This window comes from Actinomadura xylanilytica, assembly GCF_030283145.1.
Classification (GTDB): domain Bacteria; phylum Actinomycetota; class Actinomycetes; order Streptosporangiales; family Streptosporangiaceae; genus Spirillospora; species Spirillospora xylanilytica.
Map to the genome: position 1 here is coordinate 298647 of NZ_JASNWE010000004.1, position 17929 is coordinate 316575.

General features: G+C 73.7%; 16 protein-coding genes. 12 read left to right on the forward strand and 4 right to left on the reverse strand.

What is annotated here, in order from left to right:
* Positions 1-12: 12 nt before the first annotated feature.
* Positions 13-651 (reverse strand): HD domain-containing protein, encoded by a 639-nt coding sequence (locus QP090_RS25095; RefSeq protein ID WP_285941855.1) that lies wholly within the window; start codon positions 649-651, stop codon positions 13-15.
* 430 nt (positions 652-1081) lie between these two features.
* Between QP090_RS25095 and QP090_RS25100 the strand changes: the two genes are divergently transcribed.
* The 10 genes from QP090_RS25100 to QP090_RS25150 all read left to right on the forward strand — a co-directional run bounded on the left by QP090_RS25100 (position 1082) and on the right by QP090_RS25150 (position 13014).
* On the forward strand, positions 1082-2332 hold the full coding sequence (locus QP090_RS25100; RefSeq protein WP_285941856.1) for an aminotransferase-like domain-containing protein: 1251 nt from the start codon (positions 1082-1084) through the stop codon (positions 2330-2332).
* A 2-nt stretch (positions 2333-2334) separates the two neighbouring features.
* Positions 2335-4026 (forward strand): thiolase C-terminal domain-containing protein, encoded by a 1692-nt coding sequence (locus QP090_RS25110; protein ID WP_349666507.1) that lies wholly within the window; start codon positions 2335-2337, stop codon positions 4024-4026.
* A gap of 41 nt (positions 4027-4067) precedes the next feature.
* Complete coding sequence (locus QP090_RS25115) at positions 4068-5384, forward strand: phenylacetate--CoA ligase family protein (protein ID WP_285941857.1); 1317 nt, start codon at positions 4068-4070, stop codon at positions 5382-5384.
* A gap of 32 nt (positions 5385-5416) precedes the next feature.
* Positions 5417-6310 carry a branched-chain amino acid ABC transporter permease gene (locus QP090_RS25120; RefSeq protein WP_285941858.1) on the forward strand — a complete coding sequence of 298 codons (894 nt, stop codon included), beginning with the start codon at positions 5417-5419 and terminating at the stop codon, positions 6308-6310.
* Positions 6311-8200, forward strand: coding sequence for a branched-chain amino acid ABC transporter ATP-binding protein/permease (locus QP090_RS25125; protein ID WP_285941859.1), 1890 nt, complete (start codon positions 6311-6313; stop codon positions 8198-8200).
* Positions 8197-8937, forward strand: coding sequence for an ABC transporter ATP-binding protein (locus tag QP090_RS25130; protein WP_285941860.1), 741 nt, complete (start codon positions 8197-8199; stop codon positions 8935-8937). Before QP090_RS25125 ends, QP090_RS25130 begins: the two co-directional genes overlap by 4 nt.
* Entirely contained in the window at positions 8934-10184 is a 1251-nt protein-coding gene (locus tag QP090_RS25135) for an ABC transporter substrate-binding protein (protein WP_285941861.1), read from the forward strand. The genes QP090_RS25130 and QP090_RS25135 overlap by 4 nt, the downstream gene beginning before the upstream one ends.
* A gap of 28 nt (positions 10185-10212) precedes the next feature.
* Positions 10213-11715: an AMP-binding protein gene (locus QP090_RS25140; protein WP_285941862.1), complete on the forward strand. Its 1503-nt coding sequence runs from the start codon at positions 10213-10215 to the stop codon at positions 11713-11715.
* Positions 11716-11812: 97 nt separating this feature from the next.
* Positions 11813-12424 carry a TetR/AcrR family transcriptional regulator gene (locus QP090_RS25145; RefSeq protein WP_285941863.1) on the forward strand — a complete coding sequence of 204 codons (612 nt, stop codon included), beginning with the start codon at positions 11813-11815 and terminating at the stop codon, positions 12422-12424.
* Positions 12421-13014 carry a TetR/AcrR family transcriptional regulator gene (locus QP090_RS25150; protein WP_285941864.1) on the forward strand — a complete coding sequence of 198 codons (594 nt, stop codon included), beginning with the start codon at positions 12421-12423 and terminating at the stop codon, positions 13012-13014. The genes QP090_RS25145 and QP090_RS25150 overlap by 4 nt, the downstream gene beginning before the upstream one ends.
* A gap of 78 nt (positions 13015-13092) precedes the next feature.
* On the opposite strand, the gene QP090_RS25155 is transcribed toward QP090_RS25150, so the two are convergent.
* A complete protein-coding gene (locus QP090_RS25155) occupies positions 13093-13719 on the reverse strand; it encodes a snapalysin family zinc-dependent metalloprotease (protein WP_285941865.1) in 627 nt (208 codons plus the stop codon).
* A gap of 401 nt (positions 13720-14120) precedes the next feature.
* On the opposite strand from QP090_RS25155, the gene QP090_RS25160 reads away from it, so the two are divergent.
* Positions 14121-14915 (forward strand): SAM-dependent methyltransferase, encoded by a 795-nt coding sequence (locus QP090_RS25160; RefSeq protein WP_285941866.1) that lies wholly within the window; start codon positions 14121-14123, stop codon positions 14913-14915.
* A 124-nt stretch (positions 14916-15039) separates the two neighbouring features.
* On the opposite strand, the gene QP090_RS25165 is transcribed toward QP090_RS25160, so the two are convergent.
* Positions 15040-16053, reverse strand: coding sequence for a phage baseplate protein (locus QP090_RS25165; protein WP_285941867.1), 1014 nt, complete (start codon positions 16051-16053; stop codon positions 15040-15042).
* Between the two features lie 142 nt (positions 16054-16195).
* Positions 16196-16612 (reverse strand): hypothetical protein, encoded by a 417-nt coding sequence (locus QP090_RS25170; protein ID WP_285941868.1) that lies wholly within the window; start codon positions 16610-16612, stop codon positions 16196-16198.
* A gap of 339 nt (positions 16613-16951) precedes the next feature.
* Here QP090_RS25170 and QP090_RS25175 point away from each other — a divergent pair, with 339 nt between their 5' ends.
* Positions 16952-17908 carry a PRC and DUF2382 domain-containing protein gene (locus QP090_RS25175; RefSeq protein WP_285941869.1) on the forward strand — a complete coding sequence of 319 codons (957 nt, stop codon included), beginning with the start codon at positions 16952-16954 and terminating at the stop codon, positions 17906-17908.
* Positions 17909-17929: the final 21 nt, after the last annotated feature.

A 17929-nucleotide genomic window follows, 5' to 3' on the forward strand; every position in this document is an offset into this window, starting at 1 on the left:
GCCGAGTGGCACCTACTCGGGCCAGGCCGACTCCTGGATCACCTCGACGAAGTCGCCGCGGCGGAAGCCCGGCACGAAGTGCTCCAGGACGTCGGCCTTGACGTTCCCGAACGTGGTGTCCGGCCGGTCCTTGATCCCGTCGGTGAACGCGGCGAGAATCTGCCGCTTGAAGTCGGGGCGCGGGTGCGCGGCGACGACGGCGGCCCGCTGCCCGTCGGTGACGGTGTCGTAGCCGATGCCGAGCACGTCGAGTTCGACGCCCCGGGTGACCAGCGCGATCTCAGGCGCCATGTGCAGCGGGATCTCCGGGGTGGTGTGCAGCGCGATCCCGGTCCAGGCCAGCTCGGCCGCGGCGGCGTCGGCGCCGTGCGCGAGCAGGAAGCGGCGGGCCTCGTCGGCGCCGTCGATCTCGAACCGCTGATCGGTGCGCCGGTACCCGGCGGTGAGCCCGAGGTCGTGGAACATCGCGGCGACGTAGAGCAGCTCGGGGTCGTACCGCAGCCCGTCCCGTGCGCCGCGCAGCGCGCCGAACAGGTAGACGCGCCGCGAATGGTGGTAGATCAGCGGCGGGGCGGCCTCGCGGACGAGCTCGGTGGCCTCGGCCACCAGCGCGGTGTCGGGGACTTCGGGAAGTGCGGTGCTTCCTGCCATGGTGACCTCTCCTCGCGCAGGGCCCGGCACGCCGGCCCATCTGTCCGTCCTGCCGTCTCCCCTCTTCCCGCTACCTGCCCGCGCGGACCGCGGACCGCACCTCCCGCGGTCCGGCGCCGTCCCGCTTCCGCCGGACCGAACCGGCCGCCCACCGCTGGGGATCGGCCTGCTGGGCCGACCTGAATAGTTGCTCACCTTATGGGACGAGCGGCGGAACGGGCCAGGGTGCCGGTCTTTTTTCTCCGACCGGGCGACCACACGAACGCCCTTACGCAGCCTGGGGTTTAGGGCTCCAAGGGGTGGCCCCGGTCACAAATTCGGGCCTTGACGGCCGCGCGGACGCCTGTCTAGCTTCACCTGAAGATTGATTCACTCCAACGGCGCCGGCCTGCCCGTGAGGGCGGGCGCCGCCGTCAACGGGAGGTCGCTGATGGACGCGCGTTCGCTGTACTCCACCCTCGCCCTGGACGGGCCGCCGCTGTTCTTCCCGGACCCGCCGGCCCAGATCACCTTCAACTTCGACCAGGGCATCGCGGCGCAGGAGAGCTTCCCGATCGAGGAGCTGAAGGAGCTGGCCGGACGCGTCCTGGACCGCGACGGGGCCAGGGCGCTGGAGTACATCTCCTTCGGGCACGACGACGCGACCGGCGACATCATCTACCTGCCGAGCTACGTCGAGCTGGTGCTCGGCAACACCGGGCTGCGCGAGGAGCTGGCCCGCTGGCTCGGCCGCCGGCAGGGCGTGGCCGGCCTCGGCCCGGACAACTTCATCGTCACCTCGGGCTCGGTCCAGGCGATCGCGCTGGCCACGATGGCGTTCGTCAACCCGGGCGAGGGGGTGCTGGCCGAGTCGGCGTCCTTCCCCTACGCCACCCGGTTCCTCCAGATGCGCGGCGCCGACCTGCGGACCGTCGACATCGACGACCAGGGCCTGGTGATCGAGTCGCTGGAGCGGCGGCTGGAGGAGTTCCGGCGGGACGGGATCCGGCCCAAGCTGCTCTACCTCATCCCGACCTTCCAGCTCCCCACCGGCGCGGTGCTGCCCGAGGACCGGCGGCGCCGGCTGCTGGAGATCGCCGAGGAGTGGGACCTGGTGGTCCTGGAGGACTCCATCTACGCCGACCTGCGCTACGACGGCGAGCCGGTGCCCTCGCTGCTCAGCCTGGACACCTCGGGCCGGGTGATCCAGTCGCACGCCTTCTCCAAGGTGATGGCGCCCGCGCTCCGGCTCGGCTGGATGGCCGGGCGGCCCGACATGATCGAGGCGCTGGCCGCGGTCCGCCAGGACCTCGGCGTCAGCCAGTGGCTGTGCCGGCTGATGGCCGCCTACCTCGCCGAGGACCGGATGGACGCGCACCTCGAGTCCGCCAACGCGATCTACCGCCGCAAGCGCGACATCGCCGTGGCGGGGGTGCTCGAACACTGCGGCGAGTGGGTCGACTTCACCGTCCCGCAGGGCGGCTTCTACCTCTGGCTGCGGATGCGCGACGGCGTCGACTGGGAGAAGGCGCAGCACGAGGCGGTGATGGGCGGGGTGTTCTGCCGTCCGGGCGAGCGGTTCACCGACTCCGCCGACAGCGGCCGGTACCTGCGGCTGGCCTTCAGCCACGCGCCCGAGCACGAGCTCCGCCGCGGCATCGAGGTCCTCGGCGCCGCCATCACCAACGCCGCCAAGGGCTGAGCGTGGACGACGCCGGCCTCGCCTCGTCCGGGCTCCGGATCCGCCCCCGCCCGTCGGTCACCCCCGACACCGCCTTCTGGTGGGACGGGCTCACCGCGGGCGAGCTCCGCATCCAGCGCTGCACGGACTGCACGACGCTGCGGCACCCGCCGGAGCCCGGCTGCGCGAGCTGCGGCTCCCTGTCCTCGGACTGGATCGTCGCCACCGGCGCCGGGACGGTGCACAGCCACGTCCTCGTGCACGAGCCGCGCTTCGAGGCGTTCCCCGGCCCGTACACGGTCGCGCTCATCGATCTCGACGAGGGCGTCCGGCTGGTCGCGGGCGTCGAGGGCGGCGACGTCTCATCCGGGGACGTCGCGATCGGGATGCGGGTGCGGTGCGAGATCCGCGACTTCGACGGCCTCGCGCTCCCGGTCTTCGTCCCGCCGCGACCGGCCGGCGCGCGTCCCGCCGAGCCGGAGACCGCTCAGCGGACCGGCCCAAAGGTCGCGCCAGCGAGGCATCCCGCCCGGCGCGAGGACGGTGGCTCGACCGGGACGGCCATCGCCGGCATCGGCGCCACGGAGTTCTCCGCCCGCTCGGGCCGCAGCGAGCTGCGGCTGGCGGTCGAGGCCGTCCGGGCGGCGCTGGACGACGCCGGGATCGCGCCGTCCGAGGTGGACGGGCTGGTGACGTTCGCGCACGACAGCAGCCCCGAGGTCGCCGTCGCACGCAGCCTCGGGATCGGCGGGCTGAGCTTCACCGATCGCGTCCAGTACGGCGGCGGCGACTACTGCGCGACCGTCGCGCACGCCGCGATGGCGGTGCGGACCGGGATGGCGGACGTGGTCGTCTGCTACCGCGCGTTCAACGAGCGGTCCGGGCAGCGCTACGGCCTCGGGTTCGGCGACAAGCGCCCGCTGTACGACAGCGCCGACGAGGCGCAGTACGGCTGGTCGCTGCCGTTCGGGCTGCTGAACGCGGCGGGCTGGATCGGGATGTGGGCCCGCCGCTACATGCACGAGACGGGCGCGACCAGCGCGGACTTCGGGCGGGTGACGGTGGCGGCGCGGCGGCACGCGGCCACCAACCCGGCGGCCCGCTTCCACGGGCGGCCGATCACGCTGGAGGACCACGCGGCCTCCCGATGGATCACCGAGCCGCTGCGGCTGCTCGACTGCTGCATGGAGAGCGACGGCGCGGTCGCGGTCGTCGTCACGTCCGTGGAGCGGGCCCGTGACCTGCGGCAGCGTCCGGCGGTCATCGCCACCGCGACGCAGGCGGCCGGGCCGTCCCAGCACGTGATGGCCGACTACTACCGCGACTCGGTGACCGACACCGCCGCGCTGGACCTGGCCGCGCGCCGGATCTGGGAGCGGTCCGGGCTCGGCCCGGACGACGTCCAGGCGGCGATCCTCTACGACCACTTCTCCCCCGCCGTACTCGCCCAACTGGAGTCGTTCGGCTTCTGCGGGCGCGGCGAGGCGGCGGCCTACGTCGCCGACGTCGGGATCGGCGTCGGCGACCGGATGGCCGTCAACCCGCACGGCGGCCTGCTCGGCGAGGCCTACATCCACGGGATGAACGGGCTCGCCGAGGCCGTCCGGCAGATCCGCGGGACGAGCGTCAACCAGGTCCCCGGCGCCCGGCACGTGCTGTGCTCGTCGCCGCCCGGCCTCCCGGCCAGCGCCGTCCTGCTGGCGTCCGACGGCTGACACCGGCGCCCCCTGACCACCCCCCATCACGAGGAGGACCCGTGCCGAACGACCCCGCACAGCTTTTCGACCAGGAGGACCCGGGCCGGGCGCTCTGGAACCCGGCCGCGCAGACGGCGGACGAGGAGACCCTCGGCCGGCTCCGCGCGGACGGCCTCGCCGGGCAGTGGGCGCGCGTGTGGGACCGTCCCATCGCCTACTACCGCGACAAGTACGCCGCCGCCGGGTTCGGCCCCGGGACGGTGCCGGACCTGGACGACATCCCGGTCACCACCAAGGCCGACCTGCGCGCCGACGAGGCGCTGCACCCGCCGTTCGGCACGCACCGCACCGTCGGCGTGGACGACGCCGTCCGGATCGGGCGGTCGACCGGGACGACCGGCGGCCGGCCGGTGTACGTGATGATGGGCCGCCGCGACCTCCAGGCGGCGATCGAGCTCCAGTCCAGGGCCGTGTGGGCGTGCGGGGTGCGGCCCGGTGACCGGTTCGCGCACAGCTGGCCGCACGGGCTGTACGTCTCGTCCGGCACGAGCGCGTTCTGGTACGTCAAGACCGGCGCGCTGGAGCTGCCGCTCGGCCCGCCCGACTCGCCCGAGACCGCCGAGGACCACGTCCGGCTGTGGGAGGAGTTCAGGCCGCGCGGGCTGATGGTCACCGGCTCGCAGCTGGAGACCTATGTGGAGGCGGCCGGGCGGATCGGCGTCGACCTCGCCGAGGTGCTCGGCGGCGCCACGGTCGTGCTGTTCGACCTCGTCTACCAGTTCGAGGGGCCGCGCCGGCGGGTCGAGGAGCGGTTCGGGTTCCGGATCCGCAACATGTCCGGCGCCGCCGACATCCCGGGCTTCGGCTGCGCCGACTGCGACCACCACCGGGGCGTGCACGCGCCCGCCGACCACGCGGTGATCCAGGTGTGCGACCCCGGGACCGGCCGGAGCCTCCCGGCCGGCGAGCGCGGGCACCTGGTGGTCAGCACGTTCGGGATGGACGCGTTCTTCCTGCGCTACGACCTGGAGGACATCGCCGTCCTGGAGAGCGGGCCGTGCCCGTGCGGGCAGACCGGCCAGCGGTTCCGGGTGCTCGGCCGGGCCGCCGACCAGGTCCGCGTCGCCGGGCGGTCGGTCCTGCCGGTGGACGTCCAGCTCGCGCTGGACCCGCACGGCGCCCCCGAGTTCCGGCTCCTCGGCGCCGGCGACCCCGGCCGCGACCGGCTCGAGCTGCGCCTCGAATGCGCGGACGCGGGGGACGCGGCGCGCTTCACCGAGATCCTCGCCGCCGATCTGGGCGTGCCAGTCACCGTCGAGCCGGTCGAGCCCGGCACATTCCCGAGGTCCAGCTTCAAGCCACGCCGCGTGGGCTAGCCGGCCAGGCGGTCCGAGAAAGGAGTCGGGTCATGCCCGACAGCTGGGAACCCTACATATCGGCGCTGGTCGCCGGCCTGGGCGTCGGCGGCGTGTACGCGCTGGTCGCGATGGGCTACAACTTGGTCTTCCGGGCCACCGGAGTGTTCAACCTCGCCCAGGGGCAGCTCCTGTCCTACGGGGCGCTGATCGGCTTCACCCTCTGGGTCACGCACGGCACGCCGCTGCTGCTGGCCCTGCTCGCGGTCACCGCCGCGGTCGCCGCGATCGGGTTCCTCCAGGAGCGGATCACCGTCGCGCCGCTGTCCCGGGCCGGGAGCAACTCGATGGCCTGGGTGATCACCACGCTGGGCGCGTCGGTCGCGCTGGAGAACGTGGCGCAGCTCGTCTGGGGCGGCGACCAGCATCCGGTCCCGTCCCTGATCGAGCTGGACGCCTGGAGCATCGGCGGCGCCACCGTGCAGCCGGCGAACATGCTGATCCTGCTCACCGCGCTCGCCGTCGCCGCCGCGCTCACCGCCGTCACCCGGTACACCCGGGCGGGCAAGACGTGGAGCGCCACCGCCGAGGACGCCGAGGCGGCCCGGGTCCGCGGGATCAACACCCGGCGGGTCGGCGCGGTCTCGTTCGCCGTCGCCGCCGCGATCTCCGGGTTCGCCGGGTTCGTGGTGGCGCCGGTGACCGGCGCCTCGTTCGACATGGGCTCCTCGCTCACGCTGGCCGGGTTCGTCGCGATCGCCGTCGGCGGCTTCGGCTCGGCGGGCGGGGCGCTGGCCGGCGGGCTGATCCTCGGGGTGATCAATTCCGAGGCGGTGCTGGTGCTGTCGGCGGCCTGGCAGGACGTGGTGACGCTGCTGGTGCTGCTGGCCATCCTCGCGGTCCGCCCGAACGGCCTGTTCGGCACCTACCGGGAACGGGTGATCTGAGTGACCGCCGTCCTCAAGACGATCGCGGGCGTCCCCGGCGGGACCGCCGGGCGGCGTCCCGGCACCGCGCGGGAGATCGCGCTCGTGGCCGTGTTCGCCGTCGTCGCGGTGCTGCCGCTGATCGCCGGCGACAAGTTCTGGACCCGCAAGCTGTTCGTCATCGCGGTGATGTCGATCGTCGCGGTGGGCCTCAACCTGGTGCTCGGCTACGCGGGCGAGTACGCGCTCGGGCAGGTCGGCATCTTCGCCGCCGGCGCCTACGTCACCGGCGTGCTGACCGCCACCTACGGCTGGAACGCGTGGGCGGCGATGCTCGCGGGAGTGCTCGCCGCCGCGCTGATCGGGCTGGTCGCGAGCGTCCCCGGGCTCCGGGTCGGCGGCTGGTACTTCGCGCTGACCAGCCTGTTCATCGCCACCGTCATCCCGCAGACCGTCAAGATCATCCCCAAGCCGACCGGCGGGGAGTTCGGGCTGGCCGGGATCGACCGGCCCACCGTCCTCGGCCACGCGCTGTCGACCCCCGCGCTGTACGCGCTGTCGCTGGTGCTGCTCGGGCTGTCGCTGCTCGGGCTGCGCAACCTCACCCGCTCGACCTGGGGACTGGCGTTCGCGTGCCTGCGGCGCGGCGACATCTGCCTGCGCTCGGTCGGGGTGTCGCCGACCCGGGTCCGGCTGACCATCTACCTGCTCGCCGCGGTGCTGGCCGGGGTCGGCGGCGCGGTCTACCCGTTCCTGGACGGGTTCATCAGCCCCGACGCGTTCCCGCTGTCGCTGTCCATCCTGATCATCGGCGCGACCATCATCGGCGGCAGCGACGCGGTCTGGGCGCCGGTGATCGGCGTGGCGATCCTCCAGTTCGTCCCGGAGGTCTCGGACCGCTTCGACAAGTACGCGCTGCTGATCTACGGCCTCGCGCTGGTGCTCGGCTCGCTGCTGCTGCCGCGCGGCCTCGTCGTCCCGCTGCGCCGGGGCGCGTCCGCGCTGCTCGCCGCCGCGGCCAGGCCCGGCGCGGGCACCGGCGGGGGCACCGGCACCGGCGGCGTACCGGCCGGGGGCACCGGCTCGGCGGACGCGGCGGTGGCCCGGCTGACCGGGGCCGCCGACCCCGGCGCCGTGCTGGAGGTCGCCGGGCTCGGCAAGGCGTTCGGCGGCAACCAGGCGGTGGCGGACGTGTCGTTCACCGCCCGCCCGGGGCAGATCACCGCCGTCATCGGCGCGAACGGCTGCGGGAAGACGACCACGCTGAACCTCATCTCCGGCTTCTACCGCGCCGACCGCGGGCGAGTCGGGGTCGGCGGGACGCCGCTCGAGGGCCGCGCCCCGCACCGCGTCGTCCGCGAACGCGTGTCCCGCACGTTCCAGACGCCGCTGCTGCTGCCGGACCGCACCGTCCTGGAGAACGTGATGGCCGGGATGCTGACCCGCACCCCGGTCGGGGCGGCCACCGCGATCCTCGGCCTCCCCGCCGCCCGCCGCGCCCGCGCCGGGTTCGCGGCGGACGCCGCCGACCTGCTCGCGTTCGCCGGCCTCGCGCACCTCGCCGGGCAGGAGGCCGACACCCTCAGCCCAGGACGGCAGCGGCTGCTGGAGGTCGCCCGCGCGCTGGCCGGCTCGCCCGCCGTCCTGCTGCTGGACGAGCCCGCCGCCGGGCTGGTCGGCGCCGAGGTCGACGAGCTGGCCGCGCTGCTCCGCGCCGTGCGCGGCGCGGGCGTCGCGATCGTGCTGGTCGAGCACAACATGCGGCTGGTCATGGGCCTCGCCGACCACGTCGTCGTCCTCGACACCGGCACCGTCATCGCCACCGGGACCCCGGACGAGGTCCGGGCGGACGCCGCGGTGGCGCGCTCCTACCTGGGCCGATCACGCACCGAGAAGGGAGAGGGACTGTGACGCTCGTACTGGATTCGCTCGCGGTGAGCCGCGGCCGGACGGCGGTGCTGCACGACATCTCCCTGACGGTGTCGGCCGGCGAGTTCGTGTGCCTGCTCGGCCCGAACGGCGCCGGGAAGACCACCGTGCTCGACACCGTCGCGGGCCTGCTGCGGCCCCGGGGCGGCACGCTGACCTGGGAGGGCGCCGACCTCGGCCGGACGCCGACGCACCGGCTGATCTCGCTCGGCGTCTCGTACGCGATGGAGGGCCGCCGGCTGTTCAAGCGGCTCAGCGTCGCCGACAACCTGATGCTGGGCGCGCCGCCCCGGATGGGCCGGGCCGCCGCGGCGGCCGAGCTCGACCGGATGCACGAGCTGTTCCCGCCGCTGGCCGGGCGTCCCGGCGAACCGGCGGGCGCGCTGTCGGGCGGCCAGCAGCAGATGCTGGTCATCGCGCAGGCGCTGATGTGCCGGCCGAGGCTGCTCCTGCTGGACGAGCCGTCCGCCGGGCTCGCGCCGCGCCTGGTCGAAGAGGTCTTCGACGGGCTGCGCAGGCTGCGCGGCGAGGGCGGCCCGGCTGTGCTCCTCGTCGAGCAGGACACCGCCGACGCGCTCGCGCTGTGCGATCGCGGCTACGTCGTCGACGACGGCCGGGTGGCCTTCGGCGGCGCCTGCTCCGACCTGGCCGAGGACCCCCGCGTCCAGGCCGTCTACCTGGGCGGCGCCGCCGCCGTTCCGGAAGGGGATGCCACGTGACCACCACACGCCCGGGAGCACGGGCGCGCGCGAGAGCACGGGCGCGCGCGGCGGCGGCGGTGGCCGCGGGCGCGGTCCTCGCGGCGGCGCTCGCCGGCTGCGGCGGGACGGGACCGGCCGGCGGCGGTGCGGCGTTCCGGATCGTCTCCCCCTACGACGGCTCCGGCAAGCAGGCGATCATCGGGCAGACCTACCGGCCCGGCCTGGACGCCGCGGTCGCCGAGATCAACAAGGCCGGCGGGATCCTCGGCCGTCCGGTCCGGGTCGACTACGTCGACGTCCAGTCCGATCCGCAGCGCGCCTCAGACAAGCTGAACGACGCGCTCGCCCGGCACGACTACGGCGCGGTCGTCGCCGCGTCGGCCGGCACCACCACGCTGGCGATGCTCCAGGCCGTCAAGGTCAACGGCGTCCTCGGCGTCTTCACCGGCGGGGTGCCCGACGCCGCCGACCCCGGCAGGTACCCGACCCAGTTCGACCTGAAGTACCCGACCGCGGCGCAGGCCAAGGCCGTCGGCTGCCTCACCCTCGGGCAGCGGCCGAAGACCGTCGGGCTGCTGCACCTCGACGGCCAGCTCCAGAACGCCGAGGCCGACATCTGGAAGCAGCAGTTCCGCGCGGCGGGCGTCCGGGTGACCGGCGACGAGAAGTTCCCCGCCGACCAGCTCGACCTGACCGCCCAGGTGCAGCGCCTCGCCGCCGCCAAGCCGGACGCCGTCGTCCTGGAGACCTACGGGCCGACGCTCAAGACCGCGTTCCGCGCGATGAAGGACGTGGGTCTCAAGGCGCGCGTCGTCGGCGGCGGCAACGTCACCGCGACGCCGCCCGAGGTCGTCCTCGGCGGGCTGGACCTGGTCCCGCCCGGCACGGTCGCGATGGCCTGGCCCGGCGCGGTGCGGGTGGACGGCGAACTGACCGCCGCGCAGCGCCGCGCGCTGGCCGCGATCGAGCCGCGCACCAAGGGGGTGTGGCGCGGGTCCCTCTCGCAGTACCTCTACAACTACGACGCCGTCCACCTGGTGAAGTGGGCCGCCGAACGGGCCGGTTCGGCCGATCCCGGGGCGATGCGGCGGGCGCTGGAGTCGCTCGGCGGGACGCCCGCGGAGACCGGCGCGGTGACCGCCCCCGGCTACACCCCGCGCGACCACAGCTACCCCGCCGACGCGACCTTCCACGCCGCCGACCTCACCGTCCCCGCCCAGCAGGGCACCTACACCAGCCGGGGGCCGATCCGATGCCCCGCCTGATCCTCGACACCGGTTCGGAGCCGCCCCGATGACCGACCGACTGCACGCCTTCACGCTGGCCGACATGGTGCGCGAGCAGGCCCGCACGCTGGGTCCGGCGACCGCGGTCGTCGACGGCGCGGACCGGCTCTCGTTCGCCGCCATGGACCGCGCCTCGAACCGGTGGGCGCACCGCCTGGCGGACCGGGGGGTGGGGGCGGGCGACCGAGTCGCCTGGCTCGGCCCCGGCGACGCCCGGACCCTGCACGCGCTGTTCGCCGCGGCCAAGCTCGGCGCCGTCCTCGTCCCGCTGAACCTGCGCAACACCGCGGCGGAGACGGCGTGGGCCCTGCGCGCCGCCGGCCCCGCGGTGGTCCTGACCACGACCGCGCACCTCCCCCTGACCGCGGGGGTGGACGGGCTGACGGTCGTCGACGTCGAGGCCCCGGACGAGGCCCGCGCGCTGGAGGCGGCCCCGGACGGCGACGTCGGCCCCGGCGCCGACTCCGACGGCGGCCACGACGACGAGCGTCCCGTCCTCGGCGTCTTCACCGGCGCCTTCTCCGGACGGCCCCGGCTCGCGCTGGTCACGCACCGCGCGATCGTCACGCAGAGCCTGGTGATCGCCGCGTACCGGCTGATCGAGCCCGGGGCGACCCGCTACCTGGCGTCCGGCCCGATGTTCCACGTCGGGGTGCACCTCAAGCTGCTGGCCACCTACCTGTTCGGCGGGCGGGCCGTGCTGGCGCCCGCCGCCGACGCCGAGACGCTCTGCCGGCTCGTCCAGGACGAGCGCGTCACCAGCGCGCTGCTGTTCACCCCGACCATCGACCGGATGGCCGAGGTGAACGCGGGCGGGCGGTTCGACCTGAGCAGCCTGCGCGACGTGCCCGCGCAGCCGTCCGGGGACGGCGCCGCCTGGTACGCGATGACCGGCTGCCCCCGTCCGGACGGGCCCGGCACCACCGGGTACGGGCAGACCGAGACGTACGCGATGGCGACCTTCGAGGCGCGCGGGCCTGCCGGGGACGGCGCGTTCGGCCGTCCCTCCCCCGTCGCCGTCGTCCGGATCGAGGGCCCGGGCGGCGCCGAGGCGGCGGCCGGCGAGGCGGGCGAGATCACCGTCCGGGGGCCGCAGGTCATGGCCGGCTACGCGGACGCGCCGCCGCCCGCCGGGCGGCACCGCACCGGGGACCTGGGGATCCGGCATCCGGACGGCACGCTGGACTTTCTCGGCCCCATCCAGGAAGTGATCAAGACGGGCATGGAGAACGTCTACCCGGCCGAAGTGGAAATCGCGCTGAAAAGGCACCCCGCCGTCGCCGACGCGTGCGTCTTCGGCGTGCCGGACCCGCGCTGGGGCCAATCCGTGCGCGCCGCCGTCGAACTCACCGGCGGCGCGGAATGCGATCCCGCCGACCTCATAGAACACACCAGACGGCACATAGCGAGCTACAAGAAACCACGCTCGGTCGCCATCGCGGCCCGGCTTCCCCGGACGGCCGGGGGCGGCCTTGACCGTGCCGCCATCCGGGAGAAATGGGGACAGTGAATCCGCTAGCATGACCCTTTCGCAGTTGTCGCCGTCGTCGGTGAACGCGGCCTTCGAGTGCGCTCGACGACCCTCCCCACGCCATTTTGGAGTCATCGTGCCCGCCCACGACGATGGACCCTCGGACAGCCTCACCTCGCAGGGCCGCCGCACCCGCGCGGCGCTGGTCGAGGCCGCCGAGACCGTCTTCGCCCGCCGCGGCTACGCGCGGGCCCGCATCGGTGACGTCACCGACGAGGCCGGCGTGTCGGTGGGAACGTTCTACAGCTACTTCACCTCCAAAGAGGCGATCTTCGCCGACGTCGCCGCCGCGTACCGGCACCGGCTGCGGACCGGCCTCGCGGACGCCCCCGGCGGCGGGGGCGCGCCCGCGATCCGCGACCTCAACCTGCGCTACCTCGACGTCTTCGCCGAGAACCCGCGGCTGTGGCGGGTCATGGAGGAGGCCGCACTGTCGATGCCGGAGCTGCGGCCCGCCGTCGCGGGGTGCCGCCGCGAGTTCACCGACGCCGCGCTCGCGGTCGTGGCCCGCGCGTCCGGCGCCGTGCCCGACGCGGCGCTGACCGCGCTGGCCCTGACCGCGATGAGCGAGCAGTGCGCCGTCCAGTGGTTCACCGGCGATCCGCCCCCGCCCGGCGCGCGCGCCGACGCGGCCGGGCGGCTCACCGAGATGTGGGCGCGCATGCTCGGCATCGGGGAGCCGGCGTGACGGCACCGCGCGGCAGGCAGGCGATGCAGACGCGCGGCGCCCTGCTCCGCTCCGGCCGGAAGGTGTTCGAGCAGCGCGGCTACCACCGCGCCCGCATCGCCGACATCGCGTCCGGCGCCGGTGTCTCGGTGGGCGCCTTCTACAAGCATTTCGGTTCCAAGGCCGACCTGTTCCGGCACCTGCTGATTACGGTGGAGGACGAGGTCTACGGCGAACTCGCCGTCCACCGCGAGAGCCCCGGCTCACCGCGCGAGCGCATCCACCAGACCAACACGCTCTACATGCAGGCATTCAGCCGGAACGCGGAGTTCTGGGCGGCGATCGAGGAGGCCGGGCTCACCGACAAGGAATCCCGCGCCGTCCTCGATGAGCGCAGAAAGTACTATCTGGGCCGGACCCGGCGGGCCATTTCCCGATGGCAGGACCAGGAGCTGGTCGATCCGCGCATCGACGGCCACGACGCCGCGATGTTCCTGGGCGCGATGACCGAGCGCTGCGCCTATCTCGTCTTCGTCTTCGGCGAGCCCGTCGACCCCGACCGGATGACCGAGACCCTCACCCGCCTGTGGACCCGGGCCCTCGGCCTCTGACCCCGCGGCCGGCCGCCGGCCCCCGACCGGCCACGGCCCCGCGGAGCGCCTTCCGCGAGGCCGTGGTCGGCGTGCGGGTCAGCGGCGGGCGGCGGCGGGCTCCTCGGTGAGGAGCGCACCCGCGGCGACGCGCGCGACGCCGTTCTGGAAGTTGGCCTCGACCTCGGCGATCTCGGCCGGGTTGGGGTTGGGGTTGCGGCAGCCCGTGCCGGCGCTGGCGCCCGACATCAGGTCCTCGCACAGCCCGGTGCGATCGTCGGGAAGCCCGAGGATATGGCCGAGTTCGTGCGCGGCGATCCGGGGCGGGTAGTGCCCCTCCTGGACGGCCTGGCGGCCCATCCACACCGTGCCGCGGCCGAGGCCGGCGGGCTGCGTGCGGGGCCAGCCGTCGTCGGCGTAGACGACGACGTCGGCCGGCGTCCCGGGAGTGAACTGGACGCTCTGCACGCGCTCGTTCCAGATCCGCGCGCCCTCGTCGACGTCGGCCTGGAACTCGGCGGAGCCGCTCGCGTCGTACCTGATCGTGCGGACGGCCCGCACGGCGGCGGCGGACGCGGACGCGGCGGACGCGGAGGCGGCGGGAGCGGACGCCGACGCGGACGCCGGGGAGACGGCGCCGGTCAGGAGGACCAGACCGAGGAGCGCGCCGGCGAGGGACAGGAGCTTGGACAGGGTGACGGCGCCCGGTGGGCGGCGCTTGTTCATGAACGGTTCCCTTCACGGGACGGCGGGGGGCGTACTGACCGCAGGGCCCTGCGGGTCGCCGGCTCCGGGTGTTACAGCGGTCACGCCCGGGCCCGGCTCCCCCGACTATCGACCAGCGGCCCCGCCCGCGGCCAGCACCGAACCGCCCGCGCCGCCGGATTCGATGACCGGATCGAAGCGCACGCCCCGGCGGAACCTCGTCGACCTGCGAGAACGCGGCGGGTCTCATTCCGGTCTGAACGGGCGGGCAGTTTTTGACCATCGGCGCGGGCCACCCTGAAATAACTGAATGGCCCGCGCGTGGACGCGACCGGCGGCGGCACCGGGCCTAGGATGCCGCGACAAAGGCCACTTCTCGCGCGGCCGTCAACGAACCACCCCGTCATGACAGAAAGCGTGCGATGCCCGATTCCCTCAAGCTCGACACCAGCGTTCCGCACTCGGCCCGGATGTGGAACTACCTGCTGGGCGGCAAGGACCACTACCCCGTCGACCAGGCCGCCGCCGACCGGATCACCGCCGTCTTCCCCGGCATGGTCGACATCACCCGGCACTCCCGCGCCTTCATCGGCCGCACCGTGCGGCTCCTGGCGGGCGAGCGGGGGATCCGCCAGTTCCTGGACATCGGCACCGGCCTGCCGACCGCCGACAACACCCACGAGATCGCCCAGCGGGCGGACCCGTCCTGCCGGATCGTCTACGTCGACAACGACCCGCTGGTCCTGGTGCACGCCAAGGCGCTGCTCACCAGCACGCCGGAGGGCGCCTGCGACTACATCGACGCCGACGTCCGCGACCCGGACCGCATCCTCCGCGAGGCCGCCCGGACGCTGGACCTCAGCCGGCCCGTCGGGCTGATGCTGATGGGCATCCTCGGCCTGGTCGCCGACTACGACGAGGCGCGGGCGATCGTCCGGCGGCTGATGGACGCGCTGCCGCCCGGCAGCTACCTGGGCCTGAACGACGGCACCGACACCGATCCCGCGTACGTCCGGGCCCTGCGCCCGCACAACGCCAGCAGCGGCGCGGTCCCGTACACGCCGCGCAGCCCGCAGCAGATCGAGGGGCTCTTCGAGGGGCTGGAACTGCTGGAGCCGGGTGTGGAGTCGTGCTCCCGCTGGCGGCTGGAGGCTTCTCCGTTCGCCACGCCCCCGGAGGTCGCGGTGTTCGGCGGCGTCGCCTACAAGCGGGGGTGACCGGGCGCCGCCGTCCCCTTTCGCCGCCGGGCCTCACAACCTAGTGCGCGGACGGTGCGCCGGGAGCCGCACCGTCCGCGCCGTTGGGCCGGACGTCCTCAGGAGACGTCCTGGCGGGACGTCCTTAGGGGATGAGGACGTTCTTGTAGAAGAGGTTGGACCGGCGGTCCCCCTCCGCCCCGGAGGCGAATCCGAGGAAGAGCCGGACCTCACCGGAGCCCGTCCGGAAGATCCCCAGGCCCTCCGGCTCACGGTAGGTCAGCGTCGCGCCGGCCTTGCTGAAGGTGGGCCCGGCGACCCGCTTGCCGGTGCTGAGGTCGATGGTCGACAGCTTGGTGTTGCCCGGCGACGGGTTGGTCTTGCCGTAGGCGTTCCCGTACGCGGTGTACAGGTACCTGCCGTACACCGCGTACCCCTGGAACGTCTCGCCGTTCTGCGAGGGCTGGGCGATGTCGGCGACCGGGTTGCCGTACTTCTTGGCCTTCACGTCGGCCAGGTTGAAGACCGTGACCCGCCAACTCCCCTTCTTGTACCGCATGGCGAGCCGGTTGTTGACCGGGTCGATCGACGCCGTGACGCCCTCGCTGCCCGCGACCGGCTTGTACTTGGTGAGCGCGGACGACTTGTTGGTCAGCGTCTTGCCGCTGGTGAACTTGAACCGGGCGAGCTGGGTGCCGCGCGCGCTGGCGCCCGTCGGGTCCACCTCGGCCCACAGGTAGGTGGAGGTGCCGGACGGCTCCACCCCGATCGAGACGCCGTGCCCGAAGCCCTTGAGGTACATGTACCCCTTGAGGTTCCCGGCGAAGTCGAGCTGGCTGATCGCCAGGTCGCCGTTCTTGTCGGACGCCGAGCCGTTCTTGAGCTGCGCGACGAAGAGCCTCTTGTTCCGGGCGTCGAACCCGAGGCTCTGCATGACCGTCTTGTCCTTGAGCTTCTTGTGCCTGAACAAGTCGTAGGACGGCTTGGGCAGGTCGAAGCGCTTGGAGGCCGGCAGGGCGGCGGCGCGGGCCGCCTTCAGCCCGGCGTCGGAGTCCGCCCCGCCCGCCGAGCACCCGCTGAGGGCCAGCGCCAGCGCGACCATGGCCGCGGTGCCGCCGACCATGGCCCGGCCCGCCGGGCCGGAACTGCGTTGTGTCACTACTGCCACCTCCTGTCCGTCAGGTCGTGAAGATCACGATTCCGACGGAACAGTAGCGGCTTGCTGGGAGAACGTCCCAATTTCTCCCAGCAACGGACACCCCGTCCGGGGTGACGACCGGACGGGGTGTCCGTCCACCGGCTCAGGAGGCGGCGCGGGTACCGGCGTCGCCCACCGCCACCGGGGCGGCCCGTTCGGCCGAAAGCGCGTCCGGGTGGACGACCGCCACCGGGGTCCCGGTCCGGATCAGGCGGTGCGCCCCGGCCAGCCGGACGCCGCGTTCGGGCCCCCATCCGAATGAGCCGAGGCCGTTCGACGGCCGCCGCTTCAGCGTCGCGTGCACCTGGCCGGCCAGGCCCCCGCGCTCGCCCGCGCCCGGGGCCTGGGCCGCGGCCTCGGCCTCCGCGCGACGGAGCAGGTCCCAGCAGAGGGGTTCGAGCCTGATACGGACGACGGCGTGGATCGCCTCGACGGTGCTGAGCGCCCGTTCCATCCGGCGCTGAGGCCGCCCCCGGTAGGCGACGAGGAGGGCGTCCCCCTGCCAGGAGCAGACGTTCACGATCCGGCGCGTACAGCTCGGCCCGGGCCATCCGGCCGCCGGCGGCGCCGTTCCGAGGCGGGGCGCCCACCAAACCGCCACCCCCAAAACTGCGGGAACGCATTTCCCCATGTGCGCCTAAAAACCCGCCGGACCCTTTCTCTGCGAGAGGGTCTCCCCTCGCCCCCACCAGCGTCGTCGTCGCCCCATCCGGTGCTCAGATCGCGGCCGGGAGGGCATGTTTGCCGGGTCGGCCAACGGAAAAGCCCCCAGTAACTCCGACAAGTCACGCCAATTAGACCATTCACGGGTAGCGGGGAGCCCGCCCCCCGAGGATCGTTCAAGAGCGAGGTGTTCCGCGTGCAGACACAGATGAGGGTCCAGGACCTGATGGGCTCCGCCGTGACCGACAGCAACGGCAGCAGGGTGGGGACCATCAAGCAGGTCTACCTGAACGACGCCTCCGGCGCCCCCGAGTGGGTGACGGTGCACACCGGCTGGTTCGGGATGCGGGAGAGCTTCCTCCCGCTCTCCGGATCCAACAAGTCCGGTGAGACGCTCCAGGTGCCCTACGACAAGGACACCATCAAGGACGCGCCGAACGTCGACGCGGACGAGCATCTGTCGCACGACCAGATCGTCGACCTCTACCGCCACTACGGCGTCCGCCCGCCGTCGGGCAGCGCCCCCGACACCGGCCGCTCCGACTCCGCGGGCGAGGCCGCCGCCGGCGGGGCGGCGGGCGGGGCCGCCGGCAGGACCGGCATGGGCGCCCCGTCCGACAAGGCCGCCACAGGGTCGGCCGCCACGGGCGGGACCGGGACGGCGGGCACCGGCAAGACCGCGACGGGGAAGGCGTCCAGCCGCGGGCAGGAGGCGCGGAGCCAGACCATGGGCCGCATGGACGAGGGCATGTCCACCACCGAGATGACACGGTCCGAGGAGCAGATGCGCGTCGGCACCGAGCAGCACGAGACGGGCCGCGCCCACATCCGCAAGTGGGTGGAGACCGAGCAGGTCGAGCGGACCGTCCCGGTCGCACACGAGGAGCTCAGGATCGAACGGGAGCCGGTCACCGGCGACGCCGCCCGGGGCAAGGTGAGCATCTCCGAGGACGACCTGGAGGTCGTCCTGCACGAGGAGCGCCCGGTGATCGCCAAGGAGACCGTGGCGGTCGAGCGGATCCGGGTGAGCACCGACCGGGTCGAGGAGCAGGAGACCGTCCGCGGCGAGGTCCGCAAGGAGCACGTGGAGGTCACCCAAGACGAGGACACCCCCGGGAAGGGCGGCGGCAAGCCCTCCCCCGGCGGGAGCTGACCGCCGGACGTTCTTCAAAAG

Coding starts and splice junctions, on each gene's coding strand:
- QP090_RS25155 (WP_285941865.1), bottom strand. CDS start 13,719: ATGAACAAGCGCCGCCCACCGGGCGCCGTCACCCTGTCCAAGCTCCTG.
- QP090_RS25120 (WP_285941858.1), top strand. CDS start 5,417: ATGCCCGACAGCTGGGAACCCTACATATCGGCGCTGGTCGCCGGCCTG.
- QP090_RS25140 (WP_285941862.1), top strand. CDS start 10,213: ATGACCGACCGACTGCACGCCTTCACGCTGGCCGACATGGTGCGCGAG.
- QP090_RS25095 (WP_285941855.1), bottom strand. CDS start 651: ATGGCAGGAAGCACCGCACTTCCCGAAGTCCCCGACACCGCGCTGGTG.
- QP090_RS25100 (WP_285941856.1), top strand. CDS start 1,082: ATGGACGCGCGTTCGCTGTACTCCACCCTCGCCCTGGACGGGCCGCCG.
- QP090_RS25160 (WP_285941866.1), top strand. CDS start 14,121: ATGCCCGATTCCCTCAAGCTCGACACCAGCGTTCCGCACTCGGCCCGG.